This is a genomic window from Desulfovibrio sp. JY (assembly GCA_021730285.1).
Taxonomy (GTDB): domain Bacteria; phylum Desulfobacterota; class Desulfovibrionia; order Desulfovibrionales; family Desulfovibrionaceae; genus Solidesulfovibrio.
The window spans coordinates 2,170,731-2,194,913 of record CP082962.1 but is presented as its reverse complement, the minus strand read 5'-3'; the positions used below and the strand labels follow the sequence as shown (position 1 = coordinate 2,194,913).

Annotated in this window: 19 protein-coding genes and 1 tRNA gene; 10 read left to right on the top strand and 10 right to left on the bottom strand. The window is 65.5% G+C overall.

The window, feature by feature from the left end; all coding sequences use genetic code 11:
• Positions 1-114: 114 nt before the first annotated feature.
• The 4 genes from K9F62_09760 to K9F62_09745 all read left to right on the top strand — a co-directional run bounded on the left by K9F62_09760 (position 115) and on the right by K9F62_09745 (position 5,864).
• A complete protein-coding gene (locus K9F62_09760; GenBank protein ID UJX42936.1) occupies positions 115-822 on the top strand; it encodes a hypothetical protein in 708 nt (235 codons plus the stop codon).
• 58 nt (positions 823-880) lie between these two features.
• Entirely contained in the window at positions 881-1,744 is an 864-nt protein-coding gene (locus K9F62_09755) for a transporter (protein UJX42935.1), read from the top strand.
• Between the two features lie 312 nt (positions 1,745-2,056).
• Positions 2,057-4,147, top strand: coding sequence for a sigma 54-interacting transcriptional regulator (locus tag K9F62_09750; GenBank protein UJX42934.1), 2,091 nt, complete (start codon positions 2,057-2,059; stop codon positions 4,145-4,147).
• A gap of 490 nt (positions 4,148-4,637) precedes the next feature.
• On the top strand, positions 4,638-5,864 hold the full coding sequence (locus K9F62_09745; protein UJX42933.1) for an FprA family A-type flavoprotein: 1,227 nt from the start codon (positions 4,638-4,640) through the stop codon (positions 5,862-5,864).
• 205 nt (positions 5,865-6,069) lie between these two features.
• Here the strand turns inward: K9F62_09745 and K9F62_09740 are convergent, their stop codons facing one another.
• The 4 genes from K9F62_09740 to K9F62_09725 all read right to left on the bottom strand — a co-directional run bounded on the left by K9F62_09740 (position 6,070) and on the right by K9F62_09725 (position 10,091).
• On the bottom strand, positions 6,070-6,336 hold the full coding sequence (locus tag K9F62_09740; GenBank protein ID UJX42932.1) for a DksA/TraR family C4-type zinc finger protein: 267 nt from the start codon (positions 6,334-6,336) through the stop codon (positions 6,070-6,072).
• Positions 6,337-6,445: 109 nt separating this feature from the next.
• Positions 6,446-6,589 carry a hypothetical protein gene (locus K9F62_09735; protein ID UJX42931.1) on the bottom strand — a complete coding sequence of 48 codons (144 nt, stop codon included), beginning with the start codon at positions 6,587-6,589 and terminating at the stop codon, positions 6,446-6,448.
• A 92-nt stretch (positions 6,590-6,681) separates the two neighbouring features.
• The gene (locus tag K9F62_09730; GenBank protein ID UJX43182.1) at positions 6,682-8,148 is read right to left on the bottom strand and encodes a sigma-54 dependent transcriptional regulator; all 1,467 of its coding nucleotides are present in this window, start codon (positions 8,146-8,148) and stop codon (positions 6,682-6,684) included.
• A gap of 47 nt (positions 8,149-8,195) precedes the next feature.
• Positions 8,196-10,091 carry a PocR ligand-binding domain-containing protein gene (locus K9F62_09725; GenBank protein UJX42930.1) on the bottom strand — a complete coding sequence of 632 codons (1,896 nt, stop codon included), beginning with the start codon at positions 10,089-10,091 and terminating at the stop codon, positions 8,196-8,198.
• 436 nt (positions 10,092-10,527) lie between these two features.
• Between K9F62_09725 and K9F62_09720 the strand changes: the two genes are divergently transcribed.
• The 3 genes from K9F62_09720 (at position 10,528) to K9F62_09710 (ending at position 14,610) form a co-directional block, all read left to right on the top strand.
• Positions 10,528-10,926, top strand: a complete 399-nt coding sequence (locus K9F62_09720) for a heme-binding protein (GenBank protein UJX42929.1) — start codon at positions 10,528-10,530, stop codon at positions 10,924-10,926.
• Positions 10,927-10,986: 60 nt separating this feature from the next.
• Positions 10,987-13,413 (top strand): glycyl radical protein, encoded by a 2,427-nt coding sequence (locus K9F62_09715; protein ID UJX42928.1) that lies wholly within the window; start codon positions 10,987-10,989, stop codon positions 13,411-13,413.
• Positions 13,414-13,647: 234 nt separating this feature from the next.
• Positions 13,648-14,610: a glycyl-radical enzyme activating protein gene (locus tag K9F62_09710; protein ID UJX42927.1), complete on the top strand. Its 963-nt coding sequence runs from the start codon at positions 13,648-13,650 to the stop codon at positions 14,608-14,610.
• 52 nt (positions 14,611-14,662) lie between these two features.
• Here K9F62_09710 and K9F62_09705 read toward each other — a convergent pair whose 3' ends face one another.
• From K9F62_09705 to K9F62_09690, 4 genes are all read right to left on the bottom strand, one after another.
• Complete coding sequence (locus K9F62_09705) at positions 14,663-15,514, bottom strand: phosphatase (protein UJX42926.1); 852 nt, start codon at positions 15,512-15,514, stop codon at positions 14,663-14,665.
• A 56-nt stretch (positions 15,515-15,570) separates the two neighbouring features.
• On the bottom strand, positions 15,571-16,044 hold the full coding sequence (gene ybaK / locus K9F62_09700) for a Cys-tRNA(Pro) deacylase (GenBank protein ID UJX42925.1): 474 nt from the start codon (positions 16,042-16,044) through the stop codon (positions 15,571-15,573).
• Between the two features lie 142 nt (positions 16,045-16,186).
• Complete coding sequence (locus K9F62_09695; protein ID UJX42924.1) at positions 16,187-16,390, bottom strand: hypothetical protein; 204 nt, start codon at positions 16,388-16,390, stop codon at positions 16,187-16,189.
• 193 nt (positions 16,391-16,583) lie between these two features.
• Positions 16,584-16,670, bottom strand: a tRNA-Leu gene (locus tag K9F62_09690).
• Positions 16,671-16,847: 177 nt separating this feature from the next.
• On the opposite strand from K9F62_09690, the gene K9F62_09685 reads away from it, so the two are divergent.
• From K9F62_09685 to K9F62_09675, 3 genes are all read left to right on the top strand, one after another.
• Entirely contained in the window at positions 16,848-17,786 is a 939-nt protein-coding gene (locus tag K9F62_09685) for a bifunctional riboflavin kinase/FAD synthetase (GenBank protein UJX42923.1), read from the top strand.
• Positions 17,787-17,802: 16 nt separating this feature from the next.
• On the top strand, positions 17,803-19,650 hold the full coding sequence (locus K9F62_09680; GenBank protein UJX42922.1) for a chloride channel protein: 1,848 nt from the start codon (positions 17,803-17,805) through the stop codon (positions 19,648-19,650).
• Positions 19,651-19,726: 76 nt separating this feature from the next.
• On the top strand, positions 19,727-21,835 hold the full coding sequence (locus tag K9F62_09675) for a SpoIIE family protein phosphatase (protein ID UJX42921.1): 2,109 nt from the start codon (positions 19,727-19,729) through the stop codon (positions 21,833-21,835).
• A 67-nt stretch (positions 21,836-21,902) separates the two neighbouring features.
• Here K9F62_09675 and K9F62_09670 read toward each other — a convergent pair whose 3' ends face one another.
• Positions 21,903-22,763, bottom strand: a complete 861-nt coding sequence (locus K9F62_09670) for a fructose-bisphosphate aldolase (protein ID UJX42920.1) — start codon at positions 22,761-22,763, stop codon at positions 21,903-21,905.
• Positions 22,764-22,784: 21 nt separating this feature from the next.
• A complete protein-coding gene (locus K9F62_09665; protein UJX42919.1) occupies positions 22,785-24,068 on the bottom strand; it encodes an RsmB/NOP family class I SAM-dependent RNA methyltransferase in 1,284 nt (427 codons plus the stop codon).
• Positions 24,069-24,183 lie beyond the last annotated feature (115 nt).

Sequence of the window (24,183 nt, the reverse complement as noted above, 5' to 3'; positions counted from 1 at the left end):
CCCCGCCCCGTCCCGTTCCCGGTCCGCCCGGGGAGGGACGGGGCCTTTCGACCGACGCGCCGATCCCAAGGCGACGGTCGGTGGAGCCTCACTCGAACCACAAGGAAGCAAGCCATGAAAGCCTCGGATATCGCGGTCTGGTTGTGTGTCGCCCTGGTGCTCGGCCTGTTCGGCCTGGTGCCCGGCGTGTTCGAAGCCTTCAACGATTTTTCGCGCGATCACGATTTCCTCATGAGTTTCATCAAATTCGGCGTGCTGTGCACCTTCGGCGAGGTCCTCGCCCTGCGCATCACCGCCAAGACCTACAACCGTTTGGGATTCGGCCTGCTCCCCCGGTTTATCATGTGGGGAATCATCGGCATGGTCATCAATGCCTCGTTTATCATCTACGCCATGGGCGTGCCCCATCTGGTGGCGGCCCTGGGCCTGCCCCTGCCCGCGGACGCCCTGGCCGGGGACTCGCTGGCCCAGAAAGCCGGCATGGCCTTTTGCGTGAGCGTGGCCAACAACTTCCTGTTCGCCCCGCTTTTCATGACCGTCCAGGCCGTACTCTCCATGCACATCGCCGAAACCGGCGGCACGCTGGCCGGCTTTTTCTCCACCGTCCATATCAGCCGCTCGCTGGGCAAGATCGACTGGCACATGCTGTGGGGCTTCGTGTTCAAGAAGACCCTGCCGTTTTTCTGGGTCCCCTGCCACACCATCACCTTCATCCTGCCGACGGAAATGCGGGTGCTTTTCGCCGCGGCCCTCGGCGTGGTGCTCGGCATCATCCTGGCCATCGCCAGCCTCAAAAGCGAACAGCAGCCGGCCATGGCCTGACCCGCGGCGCTACTTCCACAACGACCCACCATCAACCGCACCACCCAAGGGGGAGGTCATGCGAAAGTCCATCCTGTGCCTCGCCGTGCTGCTGGTCCTTGCGCCCTGGGGGCGGGCCACGGCCGGCACGACCAACGCCCGGGACTACGTGCCCCTGCCGCCGGGCACCAACATCATCAACCTCTACTACTCCCACGGCTTCGGCAACGAACTGTACGCCCGGGACAAGAAAGTGAGCGACAACGCCAATCTGACCACCAATATGGGCATCCTGCGCCCCATCCACTACATGCAGCTCGGCCCCTTCACCATCGATCCCCAGGCGGTCATTCCCTTCGGCGAGGTGGAGTTAAACGGCGAACGCTCCTCCGGCGTCGGCGACATCACGTTTCTCTCCACCATCTGGCTTATCAACAACATGGAACAGGGCTACTACTTCGCCTACAGCCCCTACATCACCATTCCTTCCGGTCCCTACCGCCGGGAAAGCATCGTCAACCTCGGCTCCAACCGCTGGTCCTTCAAGCAGGAGCTGGCCGTCGGCAAACGCCTGGCCGACAAGGCCTGGCTGGAACTCATCGCCAACGTGGAGTTTTTCACCAACAACATCGACGCCCCGGACGCGGAAAAAAAGCCCGTGACGTCGTCCAAAGACCCGCTCTACGGCGTGGAGTTTCACGCCAGCTACGACCTGACCAAGGACTTCTTCGTGTCCGGCGACTACTACTTCGCCTACGGCGCGGAAACGACCCTGGACGGGGCGCGGCAAAACGACCGCACCTGCAACCATACGGTGGGACTGAGCTTTTTCTACATGCTCAACCAGCACCTCCAGCTCATGGCCGATTACAAGCTACCGGTGGCCGTGCAAAACGGCATCAAGACCAACAGCATCACCCTCCGACTGGCCTACGTGTTCTGATCCGAACCGGGCGGCCGGCCGCAACCGGCCGCCCCCAGACCAGAGCACACCATGCCGAGCGCCCAGGATGAGCCGCACACCCTTTCAAACCGCCAGGGCGCGTCCGGGGCCTCTCCCCCCGCTTCCCCAAGGCCGCCGCGCCGCGTTTTCTCCCCGCTCTTGCCGCCGGCCCCGGGCCTTCGACTTCCCGGGAGTATCACGAAACCTTCTTGCTCGCGTGTTTGTTCCATGGTAGTGTTAGGACACGAAACCCTCCTTGCCGCAGGCCGAACGTCATCTGCACCGGCTGGAAAAGGAACGGGAAGCAGTATTATGTCGATAAGCGCCCTGTTGCGTGCGCCCTCCGGCCCGGATGCGGCCATCATGGCCGAGTACCACGGCCCCTTCATGAGCAGCATGAGCGGTCCGTACTTCATGCTCAACGGGCTCAACGCGCCGTTCTGGGAAAAAATCCGCCAGGCGCGCGCCCAGTTCCATGTCGGCCGGGACGCGCACTTCCTGCATGTCCGCCCCTATATCCTCCGTTCCTGGCAGCGTTCCCGGGCGGCCCATGTTCCGTCCGTGGGCCTGCCCGTGGCCATGATCGGCCCCGTGGAATTCCAGGAAGTCCTGCGACGGCACGCCGTTCTCGTGGACTGCGCCAGTCGCGTCATGGAGGAGCTGCTCGAAAACATCCTGCCGTCGAAAAGCTGCATCGTCCTAACCGACGCCGACGGCGTGTTTCTCCATACCGTGGGCGACGGGGAAGGCTACGGCCGGGGCTCGTGCTGCCTGATGCGGGGGCTTATCAGCCGCGAATCCGTGGATGGCACCACCTCCATGGGCATCTGCCTGGAGGAAAAAATTCCGGTGTGCGTGCTCGGCTGCGAGCACTACAACCCGCATTTCGACGGCTGGTCCTGCGCGGCCGCGCCCATCTTCGACAACGAAGGGGAACTCGTCGGCACGTTGTCCCTGACCCTGGAGCGCGACAAGTTCCACCAGCACACCTTCGGCCTGGTCATCGCGGCGGCCAAGGCCATCACCGAGCAGATGCGGCTTCGGACGCTGCTCCAGGAAGTCCAGACGGTCATGGAGCTTTTGGGCGAGGCCGTGGTGGTCCTGGACGCGGGCGGCAATCTGCGGCTGATGAACCGCTACGCCAAGCGGCTTTTCCATGTGCGCGGCGACGTGGTGGGCCGGAATTTCTCCGGCATCGCCACCGAGGCCGGCGGCAAGAGCCCGGCGTTTCCCGACAAGAAGGTCAAGGACGGCGAATGTTCCATGCTGCTGGCCGACGGCACCTCGCTGCACTGTCTTTTTTCCTCGTCCCCCATCCCGGGGGGCGGACTGTGCGTCACCCTGCGCGAGACCCGGCGCGTCCACGCCCTGACCAACCGCCTGACCGGCGCCAAGGCGGTCTACGATTTCGGCGACATCATCGGGGACAGCGCGGCCATGGGGCAGGCCCTGCACCTGGCGCGCATGGCCAGCGGCAACGGCATGACCACCCTGCTGCTCGGCGAATCGGGCGTGGGCAAGGAGCTTTTCGCCCAGGCCATCCACAACGGCGGCGAACGCCGCCAGGAACCCTTCATCGTGGTCAACTGCGGGGCCATCCCCCGCGATCTGGTGCAAAGCGAGCTCTTCGGCTACGAGGCCGGGGCCTTCACCGGCGCAGCGGGGCAGGGCGCGCCAGGCAAATTCGAGCTGGCCGACGGCGGCACGCTTTTTCTCGACGAGATCGGGGACATGCCGCTGGCCGCCCAGGTGAGCCTTTTGCGCGTGCTGCAGGAAGGCGAGGTGACCCGCATCGGCGGCAAGCGCCCGACCCGGGTGGACGTGCGGGTGGTGGCGGCCACGCACCGCGACCTGGGCCAGGCCGTGGAAAAAGGCACCTTCCGCCAGGACCTCTATTACAGGCTCAACGTGCTGGTCATCCAGGTGCCGCCGTTGCGGCTGCGCCTGGGCGACGTGCCGGTGCTGGCCCGGTTCTTCCTGGACAAGATTTCCCGGTCCCTGCGCAAACCCTTGACCGGGTTCACGCCGGCCGCCCTGGCCTGTCTGGAGGCGTTCGGCTGGCCCGGCAACGTGCGCGAGCTGGAAAACTGCATCGAACGCACGGCGGTGATGACGGAGGGGCCGGTCATCGACGTGGCGGACCTGCCCCCGGAAATCGGCCAGCAAGAAAGGCCCGTCGCCGCAGCCTCCCCCTTCCCAACCCCGACGACGGCCCCGGCGCCGGCCCCGACGCTGAAAACGGCCCGGGAAGACCAGGACTGCGAGGCCCTCGTCACGGCGCTACGCCGCACCCGAGGCAATGTGCGCGCGGCGGCCAAAGAGGTCGGCGTGACCCGGGCCACGCTCTACGCCCGCATCCTGCGCTTCGGCCTCGACGTCCGGGATTTCCGCGAGGTGCAATAACCGGCCTTGCCGGGCCGAGCGCCCCGCCGCCCTTGCCGCCGCCGTAAAACACCGCGCCCGGCACTTACGCCCCCCAAAAAACCGCCCTTCGCTTCACGGGAAGCGTGTCCGTTGCCGACGGCTCCGCGCCAGGGTCCCGTTTTTCCGATCCATGGACCATGCCCCAACCGCCCAGGACAAATACCTTTTGCCCAGGGGCTGCCGTGCATTTCGTGCACGCCGGCATTCGGAAATGCCCTTGACCGCGTTGGCGGCCCCAAAAGCGCAACCCCCAAAACGCTAGACAACACCCCCAATTCTGTTTAGGATTTATTAGTCATAGAGATAAGGTGGAAATGCAGTCCACCGCATAGCAGCGACAAACCACCCAGGATAGCGGGAACAAGCACCCCGATATCAGGGTAGCGACAAACACTGTACGCTTGAAGCATTCTCAATAGCCTTTATACGGAATGCTTTGTTCAACCCTCTAAAAGGAATCGCCAGGATCATGCATATCAAGAAGATTGTGGATGATGTTTACCGTGTTTCTGTAAACATCGAGGACAAGAATTATCTGTTCGAGGGCATCTGGCCGATCCCCCACGGGATTTCCATCAACGGCTACCTCATCAAGGGCGAGAAGAACGTCCTCATCGACCTGACGCAAAACATCTTCGATTTCCCCAAGGAATTTACCCGTCAGATCGAAGGGGCCAAACTGGAAGTCGAGGATATCGACATCCTGGTCATCAACCACATGGAGCCGGACCATTCCGGCTGGCTGCGCGAATTCTGCAAGAAAAACAAGAAAGCGGTCATCTATTGCACGAAAAAGGCCATTCCGTTGTTGCAGGCCTTCTCCGATGTGCCGGCGGACAGGGCCATCGCCATCACCGACGGCATGGAACTGACGGTGGGGGATTACGAACTGCAGTTCTTCGAGACCCCGAACATCCACTGGCCGGAAACCATGATGACCTACGAGCGCAAGAGGAAGATTCTCTTCTCCTGCGACGCCTTCGGCTGCTACGGGCGCATCGAGGAAGACAAGATCTTCGACGACCAGATCTCGCAGGAACAGCACGAGTTCTACGAGAACGAGGCCCTGCGCTATTACGCCAACATCGTGGCCACGTTTTCTTCCTTCGTGCTGCGCGGCCTGGAAAAGCTGAAGGACCTGGACATCAAGATCATCTGCCCGTCCCACGGCATCATCTGGCGGGACAACCCCTCCGTCATCATCAACGACTACAAGCGCTACGCCGAGTACAGCAAGGGTCCGGCGGAACGGGACGTGACCATCATCTGGAGCAGCATGTACGGCAACACCAAGCAGGTGCTCAACACCATCATCGAGGTGCTGCGCAAGCGGGACATCCCGGTGCATGTGTACCAGGCGCCGGGCGACGACGCCGGCTACGTGCTGGCCAGCGCCTGGAAGTCGGCCGGCCTGATATTTTGCATGCCGACCTACGAGTACAAGATGTTCCCGCCCATGGCCCAGATGATCGAAGAGCTGTTGGTCAAGAAGGTCGCCAACAAGAAGGTATACCGCTTCGGCTCGTTCGGCTGGGTCGGCGGCGCGCAAAAGGACTTCGAGGCCAAGACGGAGAAATCCGGCTGGGACATCCTCGGCCATTATGAATGGCAGGGAGCGCCCACCGAGGCCGACCAGGAGGCCATCCGCACGGCCATGGAAGGCTACTGCGACACGCTGATCGACTTTACCAAATAACCTTCCGCCTCATAACGGAAATGCAAAGGGCCTTCCCATCGCCAGAGCGGCGGGAAGGCCCTTTTTTTTTGCGCACCACGACCATGCGCATCTTACCCCGTTAAAAACTTTAGGAAGGGGAGAGCGCGAGAGGGGAGAACCCTTTCCTGAAAGGGTTTCCCCTCTCGCATCGCCTTCGCTCCCTCTTCGCCTCCCTCCTCTCTCCCTACCGCAATTGGCTGTCCTTGCTGCCGCGGCGGTTGTACGGGGAAAAGGCGACATGGTCCCGGTCGCGCTCCTGTTGGCAGGCGACGCAGAGCCGCACGCCGGGCAGCGCCTTGCGCCGGGCCTCGGGGATGGGCTCGCCGCATTCCTCGCACTCCGAGAGGCTTTCGCCCTGGGGCATGCGGCTGCGCACCCGGGCCACCTCGTCGGCTATGGAATGCGCGATCTGATCCTGCACGGCCCCGTCGCCGGCCCAGCCATTGGCCATGGTTCACTCCTTTGTCCACGCCTCGGCGGTTTGCAACGCCGGCCGGAGACGCCGGCCAATGCAAACCGCTCTTCATACCCTACGAAGATGGTTCCTCCCTGGCGCGGCGTCAAGAGCCCTGCCCGCAAGACGCCTGTCCGGGACCGCGCTTCGAAGCCCTCTTGCCGGCCCGGCGACGCTTCCCCTTACCGCCGCCGAGCAGGCCGGCCTCGCCCCTGGCCCGGGCCACGGCCAGCGCCTGTTCATAGCGCATCGTGAGTCACCTTTCCCGCGCCGGGGGCCGCATCGCCTGTGTCCGTCATGGGCTCGACCCGGGCGGTCTTGCTGTCGCTGTGGAAGCGGCCGTTACGAAGCCTTTGATGCGTCGCCGTCCTGGCGCGACTGCCGGTATTTGCTGACCGCCTGCCGGGTGATGCCGATGAGCCGGGCGGCGATGGACTGGTTGCCGCCGGCGCGGCGCAGGGCTTCCTCGATGAGCAGTTCCCGGGCCTGCTTGAGCGTGGGCAGGCGCGAGCCGAACCCCAGCAGATCCGCCGGGACCGCCCCGTCCGCCGCAGTCGCCGTGTCCAGGCGCACCGCCGGATCGAAGCGCAGCACCACCCGGAAGGCCTCCGGTCCGAGCGTTGCGCCCTCGGCCAGGCGGGCGGCGTCGTGGACGAGGTGCCGCAGTTCCCGGACGTTGCCCGGAAAGGCGTAGCCCGCGAGCAGGCTGGCGATGCCGGGCACGTCGGCCCGGAGGTGTCGCCCGCCTTCGCCAGCCGCCTCGTCGAGGAAGTGTTCGATCAAAAGCGGCAGGTCGCCGGGGCGTTCCCGCAGCGGCGGCAGGGAGACCATGTGGCCGCGCAGGCGAAAGTAGAGGTCGCGCCGAAACGTACCCTCCTCCTGGAGCGCGGTCAGGTCCTGGTGGGTGGCGGCGACGATGCGGGCCGTGGACTTGCGCGAAACGTCCGAACCCAGGGGGGCGTATTCGTCCTCCTGGAGCAGGCGCAACAGCTTTTTTTGGGACTGCGGACTCAGGTCGCCGATCTCGTCCAGAAAGAGCGTGCCGTCCCGGGCCGTCTCCACCAGCCCGGCCCTGGCCTGGGCCGCCCCGGTGAAAGCCCCCCGGGTGTGGCCGAAAAGCGTGTCCGCCACCATGTTGTCGTCGAGCCCGGCCATGTTGACGGCCACGAATTTGCCCTGCCGGCGGCTGACCCGGTGGACGGCCCGGGCGATCAGCTCCTTGCCCGAGCCGCTTTCCCCGGTCACCAGCACCGGCCAGGCGGTCTCGGCGATGGCTTCCACGTAATGGAAGACCGCCCGCATGGTCTTGTCCACGGTGAGGATGTCCGCGAAAAGCTCCGGGGCGTCCAGCTCCTCCTGAAACAGACGCTGGCGCAGGGTGCTGTTTTCCCGGCGCAGCTCGAAGATTTCGATGGCGTGCTTGATGCCGGCGATGAGCGTATTGCGCGATTCGGTCTTGACGATGAAGTCGAAGGCGCCAAGCCGAATGCAGTTGACCGCGGTCTTGATCTCATTGAGCCCGGAAATGACCAGCACCGGCAGTTCCGGATGCTCGGCCAGGATGCGGGGAATGAGCTCCTCGCCGGCGACGTGGGGCATCATCAGGTCCACGGCCACGGCGCAAAACTGGCGCTTGCCAAGCATCTCCGGCACCAGGCGGCTGTCGGAGAGGGCCACGACGTTGTTGATGCCCGAGGCGCGAAGCGCGCTTTGAAAACTGCGCAACCACGACTCCTCGTCGTCGACCAGGAGCACCGGATACCGGGGGGAAGTCCGCTTGGCCCCGGCCCTCTCCGCTCGCGTCTCCACCGTCGCCACTTCCTTGTCCGTCTCCCGCCGGAGTTCGCCGCGCCCCATCACACCGCCCCTTCCCGACCGCGTCCGCACACCGGCAGGCGCATCTCCACCCGTGTACCCGCCCCCGGCTCGGAAGCAAAGACCAGCCGGCCGCCATGCTCCTCGACGATGTTGGAGGAAACCGAAAGCCCAAGGCCCGTGCCGCCGGTTTCGCGCTTGGTGGTGAAAAACGGGTCCATGATCTTGGAGACGATCTCCTGCGCGATGCCCGAGCCGGCATCCGTCACCCGCACCACCACCGAGCCGTCAGCGGCATCGGCCAGGGTCTCCACGCGGATGGCCTGGTCGCGGCTGGTCAGGGCCTCGCAGGCGTTGACCAGCAGGTTTATGACCACCTGGGACAGCTTTTGCGGATTGGCCGTTACGGCCGGCAGGCCCTCGGCCAAAGAGACCGTAAAGCGGTTGGTGCTCTTGGCCACGAGGTTGTCGACCAGTTGCAGGGAATTGCGCACCACGTCGCTTATGTCGATGTCCCATTTGAAGTCGTCCGGGGCGCGGCGCGAAAAATTCTTGAGGCTCCCGACGATGCCCCGGATGCGGGTGGCCCCTTCGTACATCCGGGCGAGCAGGTCCGGGAGCATGTCGCGCAGTTCGGAATATTCCAGGCCCCCGGCCAGAAAATCCCCGTTTTCCCGGTAATAGGCTTCGAGGATGGGGCTGATGTCCTCCCAGATCTCCTGCAACATGGGCAGGTTTAACGTCATGAAGCTGTTGGGGTTGTTGATCTCGTGGGCCATGCCGGCGACCAGCACGCCGAGCGAAACCATCTTGTCGGCCTGGATGAGCTGCTGCTGCTTTTCCTTGGCCGCCCTGTCGGCCAGCACCCGCTCGGTGATGTCGCGCACGGCCAGCACCCGGGCCGCCCCGCCCTGGTAGGCGATATCGCGCTCGCGCACCTCGCAGGTGCGCTCCTGGCCACCCGGGCCGACGAACCGGGCCAGACAGGCGTCCGCCCCGGCCGCGTCGTCGCAGGGGACGTCCTGGTCGCGGTCGGTCGGAGCCAGCAGCGTATCCACCTCCCGGCCTATGAGCGCGGCCGGGCCCTGCCCGAACATGGCGCAGCCGGCCTTGTTGGCGTCGACGATGGTCCCGCCCTGGTGGATGAAAATGCCTTCGAAGGTGGCTTCCGAAAGCTGGCGAAACCGCTCCTCGCTTTCGCGCAGGGCCAGTTCGGCCCGGCGGCGCAGCTCGATGGCCTGGGCCTGGAGATAGTTCTTCTCGGCCAGGCTGGAAATCTGGTGGGCGATCAGGCAAAGCGCCCGGCACACGGTCAGAAACTGGTCGCGGGTCATGACCGGCACCTCGGCCAGGGCATCCATGTAATGCGCCTCGTCGGCGCCGATCTCGGCCGCGTAGGCCCTGGCCCTGTCGTCGTCGCCGGTTTCGATGCGCACCTGCCCCACCACCCAGTTGGCCACATGGCGATCGCCGGCATAGATGCTCGTGCCGCCGTCCCACAGCCCACTGCTCAGGCACGGGCGCATGATCGGCTCCAGCGGATCGGTGGAGCCGAACGAGGCGTCGGAGCGGATGCAGTTGGAAAGTCCCTTGGGCGTGCGGCGCACCACCTCGCGGCACAGGCGGCAAAAGCGGCTCGGCCGGGTGATGGGCCGGCCTTCGGTGTCGGTGATGATGGAGGCGACGTTGGTGGCCGCGGCAAAGGCGTCCTGGATTTCCTGGATCGCCTCCACGTTGAAGATGTCCCGAAAGGTAAGCGTGTCGCCCTTGCCGTCCGTCCCGGGCCAGCGAAAGCCCGGACGCGGCGGATCGCCCAGGGGATAAAGCCCGCTGTCCGCCTCCAATTCGCGGATACGGGCGCGCAGGCTTTCGAGTTCCCGCAGCAGGATCACTTGCCCCGGACGCTGGGGCCGCTCCGTCTGTTCCCCCGATTCCATGGGCCATCTTCCTCCGCTTGGTCGTTGACGCCGCCCTTTTCGGGCCACCTGCCGACGCTTTTTTCTCCAAGCATGAAACGGGCCAGCGTCACCCGTCCCCCAGCCGCTCCGGCTGGCCGTTTTCCGGCCCTCTTCAAGCGCCCGGGCCCGCCTCTTTCCGCCTGTCCGGGCCAGGCCGCCCGGTCGCGCAACCAACGCTGACAACCTGCCGATGCGGCGACAACCTGCGTTGACAGACGTAACCGCCTCTTTTGCCAGTCTTTCGCACGCGAGCGCTTTCTTCCCCGATCCATCTTGTCAACCCAGGTTGCGTCACGCAACCAATAATGCTTCGTGACCGGTCGGGCACAGGACCTAAACGCCGTCGATACACGACTTTTGGCGAATGGAACGTCCTTTGATCTATCGTCCGAACAACACCAAGGAGAGACGCCCCATGCCCGTCACCCTCGAAATCGCCCGCCGCCTGATCGAAGCGGCCAAGGAAAAAGCCCTGGCCCTTGGCGTGCCCATGGTCGTGGCCGTGGTCGACGCCGGCGGCAACCTCGTGGCCCTGGACCGCCAGGACGACGCCCTGCTCGTCAGCCTCGAGCTGGCCCGCGACAAGGCCTATTCGGCCGTGGCCGTCAAGACCGACACCGCCACCATCGGCGAACTCGCCCAGCCCGGGGCGGAACTCTTCGGCCTCGGCCGGGCCTCGGGCGGGCGCATCGTCACCTTCGGCGGCGGCCTGCCCCTTGTAAAGGATGGCAAGGTCGTCGGCGGTATCGGCGTCAGCGGCGGTTCCGTGGCCGAGGATACGGCCTGCGCCACCGCCGGGCAAAACGCGTTTTAACGGCCCAGGCACACCCGCGGCCAGCCGGCCGCTTCATACACACCCTTCCCGGAGGAACCCATGTCCCAGCAACAGGTCACAACCGCCCGCAAGGCCCCCACGCACCCCACGTTGACCATGCCCGAAGCCCATGGCCCGACGGAACGCATCGAAAAAGCCCTGGAACGCTTCGTGGCCACCGAACCGGCCATCTGCCCCGAACGCGCCGTGCTCATCACCGAGTCCTACAAGGAGACCGAGGCCCTGCCCATGGTCCTGCGTCGGGCCAAGGCCCTGGAGAAGATCCTGGCCAACATGTCCATCTTCATCCAGGACGGGGAGCTTCTCGTCGGCAACCAGGCCGGCAAGCCCAGAAGCGCCCCCATCTTCCCGGAATTTTCCTGCAAATGGGTCGAATCCGAACTCGACCGGCTGGAAAAGCGCACCGCCGACGTGTTCCGCATCTCCGAGGACACCAAGGCCCAGCTGCGCCAGGCCTTCGCCTACTGGGACGGCAGGACCACCAACGAATTCGCCGCCGCCATGATGCCGCCCGAAGCCCTGGAAGCCCACAACGACGTGATCTACACCGTGGGCAACTATTTTTATAACGGCGTCGGGCACATCTCCGTGGACTACGCCAAGGCCATCGGCCAGGGACTAGGAAGCGTTATCGACGCCGCCGCGAAAGCCATGGCCGTCCTGGACTACGCCGACGCCGGACAGCTGAAAAAACGCCATTTCCTCGAAGCGGTGATCATCGCCAACAAGGCCGTCATCGCCTTTGCCGGCCGGTTCGCCGAGCTGGCCGAAAAGCTGGCCGCCACCTGCGACGATCCGCTGCGGGCCGACGAACTCAAGGAAATCGCCCGGATCTGCCGCAAGGTGCCGGCCAGCCCCGCCGAGACCTTCCACGAGGCCCTGCAAGCTTTCTGGTTCGTCCATCTGGTCATCCAGATCGAATCCAACGGCCATTCCATCTCGCCCATGCGCTTCGACCAGTACATGTATCCCTACTACGCCCGCGAAAAGCAGCGCCTGCTGCCGGAAAAGGCCCAGGAACTCCTGGACCAGCTGTGGATCAAGTTCTCCGAGCTCAACAAGGTGCGCGACGAGACCTCGACCATGGCCTTCGCCGGCTACCCCATGTTCATGAACCTGATCGTGGGCGGGCAAAAGCGCGACGGATCAGACGCCACCAACGACCTGTCGTTCATGTGCCTGCAGGCTGCGGCCAACACCAAGCTCTACGCCCCGTCGCTGTCCATCCGCATCCACGAGGGCACCCCGGCGGCGCTCTACCGCAAGGCGGCGGAGATTTCCCGCATGGGCATGGGCTACCCGGCCTACTACAACGACCGGGTCATCATCCCGGCCCTGCTCGCCCGGGGACTGGCCCGCGAGGACGCCCGCGACTACGGCATCATCGGCTGCGTGGAGCCGCAGGTCGGCGGCAAGACCGAGGGTTGGCACGACGCCGCCTTCTTCAACATGGGGAAGGTGGTGGAGCTGGCCTTAAACGACGGCGTGGACCAGCGCACGGGCAAGCAGATCGGCCCCATGACCGGCAGCCTGGAGACGTTTAGGACCTTCGACGACGTCATGGCCGCCTACAAGGCCCAGACCGCCTACTTCGTGCGGCTGATGGCCTCGGCGGACAACGCCGTGGACATGGCCCACGCCATGCGCTGCCCCCTGCCGTTTCTCTCCTCCCTGGTCGACGACTGCATCGCCTCGGGCAAATCGCTCCAGGAAGGCGGCGCGCATTACAACTTCACCGGCCCCCAGGGCGTGGGCGTGGCCAATGCCGGCGACAGCCTGACCGCCATCAAGAAGCTGGTCTTCGACGACAAGGCGCTCACCATGGCCGAGCTGCGCGAACTGCTGGCCACGAACTTCGAAGGCCGCGAGGACATGCGCCAGATGATGCTCAACCGCGCGCCCAAGTACGGCAACGACGACGACTACGCCGACGCCCTGGCCCACGACGCGGCGCTCATCTACTGCGAAGAGGTCAACCGCTACGAGAACCCGCGCGGCGGCAGGTTCCAGCCCGGGCTCTACCCGGCCTCGGCCAACGTGCCCCTGGGGTCGGTGGTGGCCGCCACCCCCGACGGCCGCAAGGCCTGGACGCCGCTCGCCGACGGCGTGTCGCCCATCTCCGGCTGCGACACCTGCGGCCCCACGGCCTCGGTGCTGTCCGTGGCCAAGCTGGACCACGAAATCGCCTCCAACGGCACGCTCCTGAACCAGAAGTTCCACCCCTCGGCCCTGGAAGGCGACACCGGCCTCGACAACCTCAAGGCCGTGACCGAAACCTACTTCCAAAACGGCGGCTTCCACGTCCAGTACAACGTGATCAGCCGCGAAACCCTGCTCGACGCCCAGGCCAACCCCGACGCCTACAAGGGGCTCGTGGTGCGCGTGGCCGGCTACAGCGCCTTCTTCACGGCCCTCGACAAGTCGCTCCAAAACGACATCATCGCCCGTACCGAGCAGACGTTTTAACAGACTATTGGAGAGAGAAGTCTGGGGGAAAACCTTTCTGAAGAAAGGTTCTTCCCCCAGACCCCCTTTCCAAAGACTTTTAACGATAACAAATTGTTAGCAACAATAGGCATAACGATAAAAACTTTAGGAAGGGGAGAGCGCGAGAGGGGAGAACCCTTTCTTGAAAGGGTTTCCCCTCTCGCACCTCTCATCTCTCTCAACTCCTCCCCCTCCTTCCGCAAAGGTTCGCGCATGAATTGGAAGCAGCGACAGCACTCCTTCAGTCTGGCCGACCGCGACCGTCCCGGTCCCACGGGCCTTGTTTTCGACATCCAGCGTTTCGCCGTGCACGACGGCGGCGGCATCCGCACCCTGGTTTTCCTCAAGGGCTGCCCCCTGCGTTGCCGGTGGTGCCAGAACCCCGAATCCATGAACCCGGCCCCGGAGATCATGCGCATCGCCCACACCTGCATTTCCTGCGTGAAGTGCATGGCGCTTTGCCCGCAAAACGCCATCCGCTTCGCCGAGAACGGAACGGTGGTCATCGACCGCGACGCCTGCGACCTGTGCGGGGAGTGCGTGGCCACCTGCTATGCCGGCTCCATGACCATCGTCGGCCGCTACCTGACGCCCGGGGAAGTCATGGACGAGGTGTGCCGGGACGCGAAGTTCTACACCGTCTCTGGCGGCGGGGTGACCTTTTCCGGCGGCGAGCCGACCTTGCAGCTCGATTTCCTGCGCGCCTGCCTGCGCGAGGCCAAGGCCCGGGGGCTGCACACCGCCATCGAGACCTGCGGCCACGCGCCCTGGGACTCGTTTGCCGGCCTGCTCGACGACGTTGACCTGTTTCTGTGCGACATCAAACACATGGACAGCGCGCGTCACCGCGAACTGACCGGGGTTTCCAACGAGCGCATTCTGGAGAATATCGAGCGCTTAAGCCGCAACGGGGCGACACTGCGCCTGCGCCTGCCGCTCATCCCCGGAGCCAACGACAGCGAAGCCAACGTCACGGCCACGGCCCGGTTCGCCGCCGGGTTGCCGCGCCTGCAAGGCTTCGACATCCTGCCCTACCATCGTCTGGGGGAATCAAAGTGGCGCCAACTCGACCGGCCCTATCCCATGACCGGCGTCGCGCCGCACACCCGTGCGGAAGTGTTGGCCCGGGCCGCCCTGGCCGGGGAATACGTGCCCACGGTCGGCATCGGCGGTTAGGCCGCCTCAAGGTCGCAAAGACGGACGCGCGTTCCGGCGTGGGGACGCGCCGTCAGGCGGAAGCCAGGTATTGCGTCCACAGCACCCGGCGGAAATCCCTGGTGCCGGCGTAGTGGTGGAAGCGGCCGACGAAGGCGGCCCGTTCGTTGTAGAGCGTGCCCTTCCAGCCGGTATGCGGCGTGTGGAGCAGGTCGATGCCGCCGATCAGATGCTGGCGGGCGGCCAGCTCCTCCAGGCCAAGGACGGCGGCGTTTCGCAGCATGTCGTAGAGCAGCAGAAAGGTCGTGGTGCGCCCGTCGCCGGCGTGGCAGTGGAAATGGAGCCAGGTATCCGGCAGCAGATCCCGGACGAAGCGGATGAAGCGATCAACGTCCGCGTCGGACGGCCGCGAGTGGTCGCGCACGGCGATGCGAAACGTTCCCAGCCCGAGTCCGCAAAGCGTGTCTTGCTCGCTTCGCGCCCGGTCGTAGGCGACCTCCTCCACCCGGACCTCGGCCAAGGCGCCGTCCGGGTCCTTGGAAATGACCCGCGACACCGCCGCCTCGCCGCAGGGGGGCAGGTCGCCGATGCGGGTCTCCTCGTCACACTCCACCGCTTGCAGGGACTTGCCGTCATTGGCCCAGTTCCTGAGCCCGTACCAGCTGACCGGATGTTCGCCGAGCAGGGCGTGGGATTCCTGGCGCAGGTCCACCACCGTGACCTCGGGGGCCAGGCCCTTGATGGTCGTGGCCATCTCGGACGACGAGGGCTGTTCGCTGCCCGAGGCGCGCAGTTCCGCCAAGCCCTGGCGCGAGGGCGGCGTGGTCGTGACGGGGACGGCCCAGGGACCGGCGAGGCTGCGAAAGTGGCTGGGCAGCCCTTGTTCCCGGATGGAATCGAAAATCAGGGTCGGATCGCTTTCCATGCTCTGTCCGATGCCGGACGCCTTCCGATCCGTCTTCCGGCCAGCGCGGCGCGGTTTCAGGCCAAAAGGGGCGCGCGGACGGCCCCGAGCACCCGGCGGGCGTCCTCGGGCGCCAGCCGCACCATCTCCCCCCGCTGGCCCGCATTGATCACCACGGAGGCTTCGCTGAAAACGGCCTCTTCCATGGCGGTGGGGACTTTCTTGCGCATGCCGAAGGGGCTTATGCCGCCCACATGGTAGCCGGTCACCCGTTCGGCGTCGGCCGGGGGCAGCATCCTGGCCGACTTGCCGCCAAACGCGGCCGCCACCCGTTTCATGCTGAGCTCCCCGTCGGACGGCACCACGGCGCAGGCCGGCTTGCCGTCGACGGACACCATGAGGGTCTTGAGCACCCGCGAGGCGTCCTCGCCGATGGCCGCCGCCGCGTGCAGGCCGATGTGATGGGAGTCGGCCTCGTAGGCATAATGCACGGTGGTGAAGGGGACGCCGGCCTGGTTAAGGACGACGGTTGCCCGGGTTTTCTGCGCCATATCCCACCAATTTCCTGTTCGTTCTGGCAGGGCAGATAAAAAACCGGGCTGGCGGCGTCAAGTTTGGCCAGCCGGAACGCGGCGGCGGGAGGGATGTGGCCGGAGGGGTCCTGGCGTGCGACCCCTCCGATGTTGCGGCGCATCAGGCCTTGGCCGACAAGGACAGGCGCGAGCGCAGTTTCCGTTCGGCCTCGAGGGCCTGTTCGGTGAAGTTCCTGATGTCGAAGCGTTCGCTCAGCGAGGATTCGACTCTGGCCAGTTGATGATCGATCCTCCGGGTGTAGCCCGAGCCGACATTCATAACAAAAACAATGGAGAGCACCGTGACAGCGATATTCTTCCTCATAATCCGAAACCTCTTAGCCGATGAAGAAGGAAAAGCGGCCAATTTCACGGTGCGGGTCTAGCAGGCGGCATTTTAGTTGTCAGCATAATGATTTGTCATCTTCGCCGGACACCGGAGGAACGTTTTTTCACGGCGGGAGGAAAAAGGCTGAAAAAAAAGGCCCCAGGAATTACCCTGAGGCCTTGCTTTCTTATGGTGCCGAAGGGGAGACTCGAACTCCCACCCCCTTGCGAGGACTAGACCCTGAACCTAGCGTGTCTACCAATTCCACCACTTCGGCAGTGCGGAAGACAGCTTTTATAAAAGCGGGCCGGGCTTGGCAAGCAAAAAATGACGTTCCCCAGCATTTTTTCATTTGGACGAGAAAATCTCCCCGGTTGAAGCCGCCTCTCTTTTGAGGTAGCACCGGACGTGCCGCGGGCACGGCGCAACCACAATTGCCCACCGGATCACCCTCATGATTGTTGTCACCCGCATCGCGGATATCCACGAAGCCTTAAGCGGCGTCTGCCTGACCATCGGTAATTTCGACGGCGTGCACATGGGTCACGCCAAATTACTCCAGCGGGTGTGCGACCGGGCCGCCGCCGCCTCCCTGGTCAGCGTCGCCCTGACGTTCGATCCCCATCCCCGGCAGGTGCTGCTCGGCAGCGCCGCCCCGCCGGCCATCACCTCCACCGAGCAAAAGCTCGAATGCATCGAGAAGGAAGGCATCCAGGTGGCCGTGGTCCTGCCCTTTACCCGCGAGCTGGCCGCCCGCGAGCCCGAGGACTTCGTGCGCGAGGTCCTGGTCGAGGGGCTTGGCCTGCGCCACCTCGTCATCGGCTACGACTACGCCTTCGGCAAGGGCCGGCGGGGCAACTTCGAACTGCTCACCGCCCTCGGCCAGAACCTGGGCTTTACCGTCGAGCGCCTCGACCCGGTCATCATCAACGGCGCGGTGGTCTCCTCCACCCGCATCCGCGACATGGTCCAGGCCGGACAGGTCTGGGACGCGCGCCCCCTGCTCGGCCGGTTCCACCAGGTGCGCGGGCTGGTGGCCCACGGCCAGAAACGCGGCCGCAAACTCGGCTTTCCCACCGCCAACCTGTCCTTCAAGGACGAACTCGTGCCCTTAACCGGCGTCTACGCGGTCTGGGTCGAGGTCGATGGCGTAATCCGGCCGGGTGTGGCCAACATCGGCAAAAACCCCACCTTCGGGGAATTCGAGATGTCCGTGGAAGCCCATATCCTCGATTTCAAAGGCAAGATTTACGGAGAGCCCATACGGGTCCATTTCGTGCAGCGCATCCGCTCCGAGAAAAAATTCTCCGGTCCCGACGAACTGGCCGCCCGTATACGGGAAGACATCGGCTTGGCCCGGATGATTCTGGCCGCGCCCGATGCCCGGCCCTGACCCCAAAGCCGCACTCATGGAAGCCACCCCGCCGCAAAAACGAATTCTTCCCTCGATTTTCCGCCGTCCCCGCATCTTTTGGCGACGCCTCACCCGCCGCTACACCCGCATCAGCCTCATGCGCTGGCTGGTGCTCGGGGTCATCGCCGGCCTTGGTTCCGGCACCCTGGCCGTGCTGTTTTTCCTCGGCCTCGACAAACTGCAAAACTTCCTCCAGGTGACCCTGGCCGGCCTGTCCCTGCCCCATCCGGCCGGCGAGGCCATGGAGCAGACCCTGCCCGGCCCCTACCGGCCCTGGCTCATCCCGGTCTTCACCACCAGCGTGGGCCTCATTACCGGCCTGCTGGCGACCAAGTTCATTCCCGAGGCCATGAGCGGCGTCACCGACGGCACCGACGCCATGATCCGGGCCTTCCACAAGAAATCCGGCATCATCCGTCCGCTCGTGCCGCTTATAAAAGGTGCCACGGCCATCTGCACCATCGCGTCGGGCGGCTCGGCCGGCCAGGAAGGTCCCATCTCCCAGCTCGGCGCGGGCCTGGGCTCGTTTCTGGCCCGCCTGCTGCACCTGACCACCCGCCAGCGGCGCATCCTGCTTCTGGCCGGCGCGGCCGGGGGACTCGGGGCCATTTTCCGCGCCCCCCTCGGCGGCGCCATCACCGCCGTGGAAGTGCTGTATTCCGAGGACTTCGAGGCCGAGGCGCTGTTGCCGGCCGTTGTCTCGTCCGTGGTGGCCCACACGCTTTTCTCCTTTTTCTTCGGCGTGGCCCCGATCCTCCATACCCCGCGCTACGTCTTCGACAACCCCATGGAGCTGCCCTTCTACCTGGTCCTGGCCGTTGTCGTATCGCTTGGGGCCCGGTTTTTCCTCGGCACGTTCTTCTTCATGAAGTTCAAGGTATTCGGCGAGATACAAAAACGCTTCGGCTGGACGTCGTCCATGGTGCTCGGCGGGCTCGGCATGGGCATTTTGGGCATGTACTACCCGCAACTGCTCGGCGGCGGTTACGGCTGGCTGGAGCTGTCGGTCAACGGGCAGATCGGGCTGACGTTTCTGGTCGGGCTTTTTTTCGGCAAGGTGCTGGCCACGTCGCTGACCATGGGCTCGGGGCTTTCCGGCGGCATGTTCGCCCCGGCCCTGTTTCTGGGCGGCGCGGCGGGCGGCATCGTGGGTCAGGCCGGGCACTGGCTGCGCCCGGACATCGTGTCCCAGCCCGGCGGCTACACCATGGTCGGCATGGCCACCTTTTTCGCCGGCGTGGCCCATGCCCCCATCGGCCCGCTGATCATGGTCTGCGAGATCACCCAGGGCTACGGCCTGCTGGCGCCGCTCATGCTGTGCTCGGCCATCGCGCTGGTCCTTTGCGACGACATCCACCTCTACGAAAACCAGGTGGACAACAAATTCGCCTCCCCGGCCCACGTGGCCGACGCCACCAACAACATCCTCGAGGGCGTGCCGGTCTCGAGCGTCTTCACCCCGAGCCGCACCACCATCCTCGAGGACAGCGTCACCCTGAAAGCCCTGGCCCACATCATTTCCGGCACGAGCGCCATGGTCTTTCCGGTCAAAAACAGCGAAGGGGTGCTTACCGGCATCCTGGCCCTGCAGGACGTGCGCAACGTGCTGTTCGAGGAATGCCTGCACAACCTGGTTCTGGTCGGCGAACTGGCCCGGCCGGTGGTGGTGATCCATCCGGACATGTCGCTGTACGACGCGGTGATGCTTTTTATCGAAACGGAACTGAGCCAGTTGCCCGTGGTGGCCTCGGACAAGCCCAACACGGTGCTTGGCATGCTCGGCCGCCAGCACGTGTTTACGGCCTACTCCAAGACGCTTAAGGAACTCAAAAAGGAAGACTGATCGTCTGCCGCCGGCACCTCCGCCGGGAAAGGGCACGCGGACAGGTTTCCAGCAACCGGGACCCGGGGAGCGGGAAATGCGCATTCGGTCGAAATTCTGTGTATTCCTGCTCGTGATGGTCGTCACGCCCCTGTGCGCCCTGGGTTTTTACGCCTGGCGGCAGACCGACCGGCTGGGCCGTGAGCTTTCCGAACGCGCGGCCATGGCCCTGGAGGTCAATGCCGGCAAGGAGTTGCGCCAGACCGCCGACATGCTGGGCGAAAACTTCGCCGACACCCTCGACCTGCTGCAAACCTCCCTGGCCCTGACCGTGAACGAGGCCGCCCGGGACCTGCGGGAAGCCGCCTGGGAAAAGCCCATCCCCCCCCTGTATCTGGACACGGATTTCGACGCCGGGGTCGTGCCCAAGCACAGCCTGAGCGAGATTCCCGGCACGAACGTCTCGGCCAGCTACGACGCCCTGGCCTTCCACCTCGCCCCAGGGCTCACGCGCGAGCGCGCCCTGCCGCAGATGCGGGCCCTCTCCGACATGCTGCCCTTTTACCGCACCCTTTTCGCGCGCCACAAAAAGCTCATGCTGTTCGGCTACGTGGGCCTGGACTCGGGGCTGCACTGCGCCTATCCCGGCCACGGCGGCTATCCGGCCGACTACGATCCCCGCCGCCGGGCCTGGTATCAAAACGCCGCCACGTCGCATGGCATCACCTGGGACATCATGACCGACGCCGTCACGCGCCAGGTGCTGGCCACCATGGCCCTGGCCCTGCGCGCGCCGAGCGGGAAGGTGCTCGGCGTCGCCGGCCTCGACATCCCCATGGGCGACCTGTTTCTCGAAAGCGACCTGTCCAACGCCTGGAGCGACAAGATGCAGTCCATGGTGGTCTCGGTCAGCCGCAAGACCGTTTCCGGCGAGCCGGAACTCGTGATCGTGGCCTGCCGCGACTATACCCAGAAAACCAAGGACTGGACCGCGCCGGTGGAGCTCGAACGCATCGACTCGCCCCACGGGGACGCCCTGGCCGCCGTCATCGCCGACCTGGAAGCGGGCCGGTCCGGAGTACGGCGGCTCGACTACAAGGGCCGGGACACGCTTTTCGCCTACGCGCCCATTCGCGACAAACAACTGGCCGTGGCCCTGGCCGCGCCACGATCGGTGGTGATCAACGACGCCAAACGGGCCGAGCACCGCGTGCTGGCCGCGATCGATGGCCTGCTCAAGGATATCGGCTGGTTCGTGCTGGCGGCCGTGGGCGTGGTGGTCGTCATCGCCCTGTCCGCGTCCAAGACCGTCACCCGACCGGTCAAGGATCTGGCGGCGGCGGCGGCAAAGCTGGCCACCGGGGACTTTTCGGCCCGGGTGCCGGTGCGGGGCAGCGACGAACTGGGCGATCTCGGCCGGGCGTTCAACGACATGGCCCCCCAGCTCCTCGAACGGGTGAAGCTCAAAAACGACATGAACCTGGCCATGGAGGTGCAGCAAAACCTGTTGCCGGGACGGCCGCCGGCCATGGACGGCATGGATGTGTCGGCGCTGAGCCTCTACTGCGACGAGACCGGCGGCGACTATTTCGATTTTCTGGAATTCGCCCAGGACGACGCGGCCCATGCCGACATCGTGGTGGGCGACGTGACCGGGCACGGCGTGTCGGCGGCGCTTTTCATGGCCACGGGCCGGGCGCTTTTGCGCGGTCGGGCCATCGACCGGCCGGGGCCGGGAGACCTGCTCACCGAGGTCAACGCCCTGCTGTGCCAGGACACCCAGATGACGGGCCGGTTCATCACGCTCTTTTTCCTGCGCCTGGACAAGACCGCCCACGAACTCGTCTGGTGCCGGGCCGGCCACGACCCGGGCCTGCTCTACGACCCGGGCACGGACTCCTTCGAGCAGCTCATGGGCAACGGCATTCCGCTCGGCGCCATGGCCGAGTGGCGCTACGAGGAATCGCGGCGGCCGTGGCTCGCCCCCGGGCAGGTGCTGGTGCTTTTCACCGACGGCATCCACGAGGCCCGAAACGGCGAGGACGCCATGTACGGCAAGGAGCGCATGGAGCAGATCGTGCGCCGGGAGGCCCACCGGCCGGCCTCGGTCATCGTCAACGCGCTGGTGGCGGACTTAAAGGAATTCAAGGCCGGCGAGCACCTGGAAGACGACGTGACGCTGGTCGTCATCAAGGCCACGGCGTAACAGCCCCAAAAAATAAGGCCGGGTTGCCCCGGCCTGTCGAAAAATCCCGTCCCCCGGCCGCGCAGGGTCAATCCCCGGCCACGTCGCCCGCGGCGTCGCCTTCCCCCGCCTCGGCTGCCTGACGCGCCTCCCGGACCGCGGCCAGGGCCGCTTCGGCCGCCTCCAGCTCCTCGGTCCCGTGCACCAATTCCACGATGCGCCGCAAGGCCTCGCGCGGATTGGGATGCTGCCAGACGTTGCGCCCGATGCACGTGCCGGCCGCGCCGGCGGCAAGCGCCTCGGCCACCATGGATGCGAAACTCTTAAATTCCGCCCGGGACGGCCCGCCCGTCACAACAACAGGCACGCTCGACGCGCCGACCGCCCGGCCAAAGCTGCGCGCATCCCCGGAATACGGCACGCCCGTGATGTCCGCGCCAAGCTCGGCCCCGAGCCGGATGCAGTGGTTTATAAGGCTCGGGTCGTTCTCGTTGACCACCCGCTCGCCCTTGGGTGCGATGAGCGCCAGGACCGGCACGCCAAGGCCGTGCGCCTCGTCCACGATGGCCCCCATGTCGGCCAGCATCCGGTCCTCGAGTTCGTTGGCGATGTTGACCTGCACCGCCACCATGTCCGCGCCGAGACGCAGCCCCTCGGCCGCGCCGCACATGAGACTGCGGGCATAGGGCGGCAGACAGTGGCGCGTGCCGCCGGAAAGCTGGGCCACGGCCAAGGCGTACAGCGGCAGCTCGCCCAGATGCGCCCGCATGGCCCCCTTGTTGAGCATCACGCCCTGCACGGGAAATTCGCCCACCAGCTCGATCAGCTGCGACAGATCCTCAAGGCCCGAAAGCATCCCTTCCATGACCCCATGATCCAGGGGCGCGATGACCGTCTTGCCGGTCCGGGGGTGAAAAAGCCGCGCCAGTTTGCGATCGCTGCCGTGCATGCATCCTCCAGGAAAAAAGTGTTACCTGTCCGACCACAGAAGCCGCGCGCCCTTGCGGGCGAGAAACCCCAGCGGCAGACCCCGAAAAAAAAGGCCCGGCCGCACCGGCAGTTCCCCCGCCGGCAGGCTTTGGCCGGCCAGGAGCGCCTCGATACGGCAAAGCGCTTCCTCGTTCAACCCCACGCCGACAGCCCAAGGCGAAAGGAGCACCCTCGCCCTGGCCAAGGGCCGGAAAACGCCCGAACGGTACGTCCCCACCTGGTAGCCCTGATAGCGCAGCCGGTCCGGAATGACCGCCGCGCCGGCATGCAGAAAAAACGCCTTGTCGCCAAACGCCATGACCTTCCCCGGCGGCAGGCCGGCAGGGTCGCAGCCGGCCGCGACAAGCGCCTTCTCCGGCACCGGCGTTCCGGGCAGTTCCCCGTCCGCCGCATCGGCCGCCGCGCCGCCGGTCTTTTCATAAAGCGCCATGTAAAATCCCTGGGCCGCCGAGGCGCGGCTGTCCACCCGCAACACGCCCGACACGGCGTCCCGGTGCGGCGCCTCGAACACGAACCCCTCCGGGGGCGTCAGCGCCAACGGGGCCAGGGGCAGATGGTCCAGGGCGAAACGCGTCTGGTCCTCGTTTTCCGCGACATTGGTGGTGCAGGTGGAATAGAGCAGCCGCCCGCCCGGAGCCAGCAGCCGCGCCGCCGTTTCCAGAAGCTTGCGCTGCAAGGCGATAAGCGGCGCGACCTTGTCCCCGCTCCAGATCCGCGCCGCCTGGGGATTTTTGTCCAGCGTGCCCCAGCCGCTGCACGGCGGGTCGAGCAGAATATGGGTAAACGCCCCCTCCGGAAAATACGACGACAGGTCCGTCTGGGCGCAGGTGGCCGTGTTGGCCAGATTTTCCCGCGAAAGCGTCTGGCGCAGCGTCGCCAGACGGTCCGGGGAAGGTTCGTTGCCAAGGACAAACCCCGTCGGCCCCACAAGCTGGGCCAGAAACCCGGTCTTGCCGCCCGGCGCGGCGCACATGTCGAGCACCCGCGCCCCGGCCGGTGGATCGAGCAACAACGGCGGCAACATGGACGAGCGGTCCTGGATGTGGATATAGCCGAACCGGGCGGCCAGCGAACTCCCCAGCGGCATCGGCTCGTCGGCAAGCCGCCTGCACCAGGGCGAAAAAGGCTCCGGTTGGCCATGATGGCCGGTTGCGGCCAAAAGCGCCTCGACCAGGGGAATATCCTGGGACGGGCAGACCAGACGAAAACTGCGGCCGGCCCTCGCGGGGGCATCATCTCTATGGGCGGGATCGCTTTGCGGCATGGCGGCCAACCTACAGCGCGCCCCGAGCCTTGAAAAGCCCCGTTGCGCCTGCCGCCCCCGATCCCTCTTGCCAAATACCCCCCGGCCGCCTATGCAAGGGCCTCTCCCATTACGC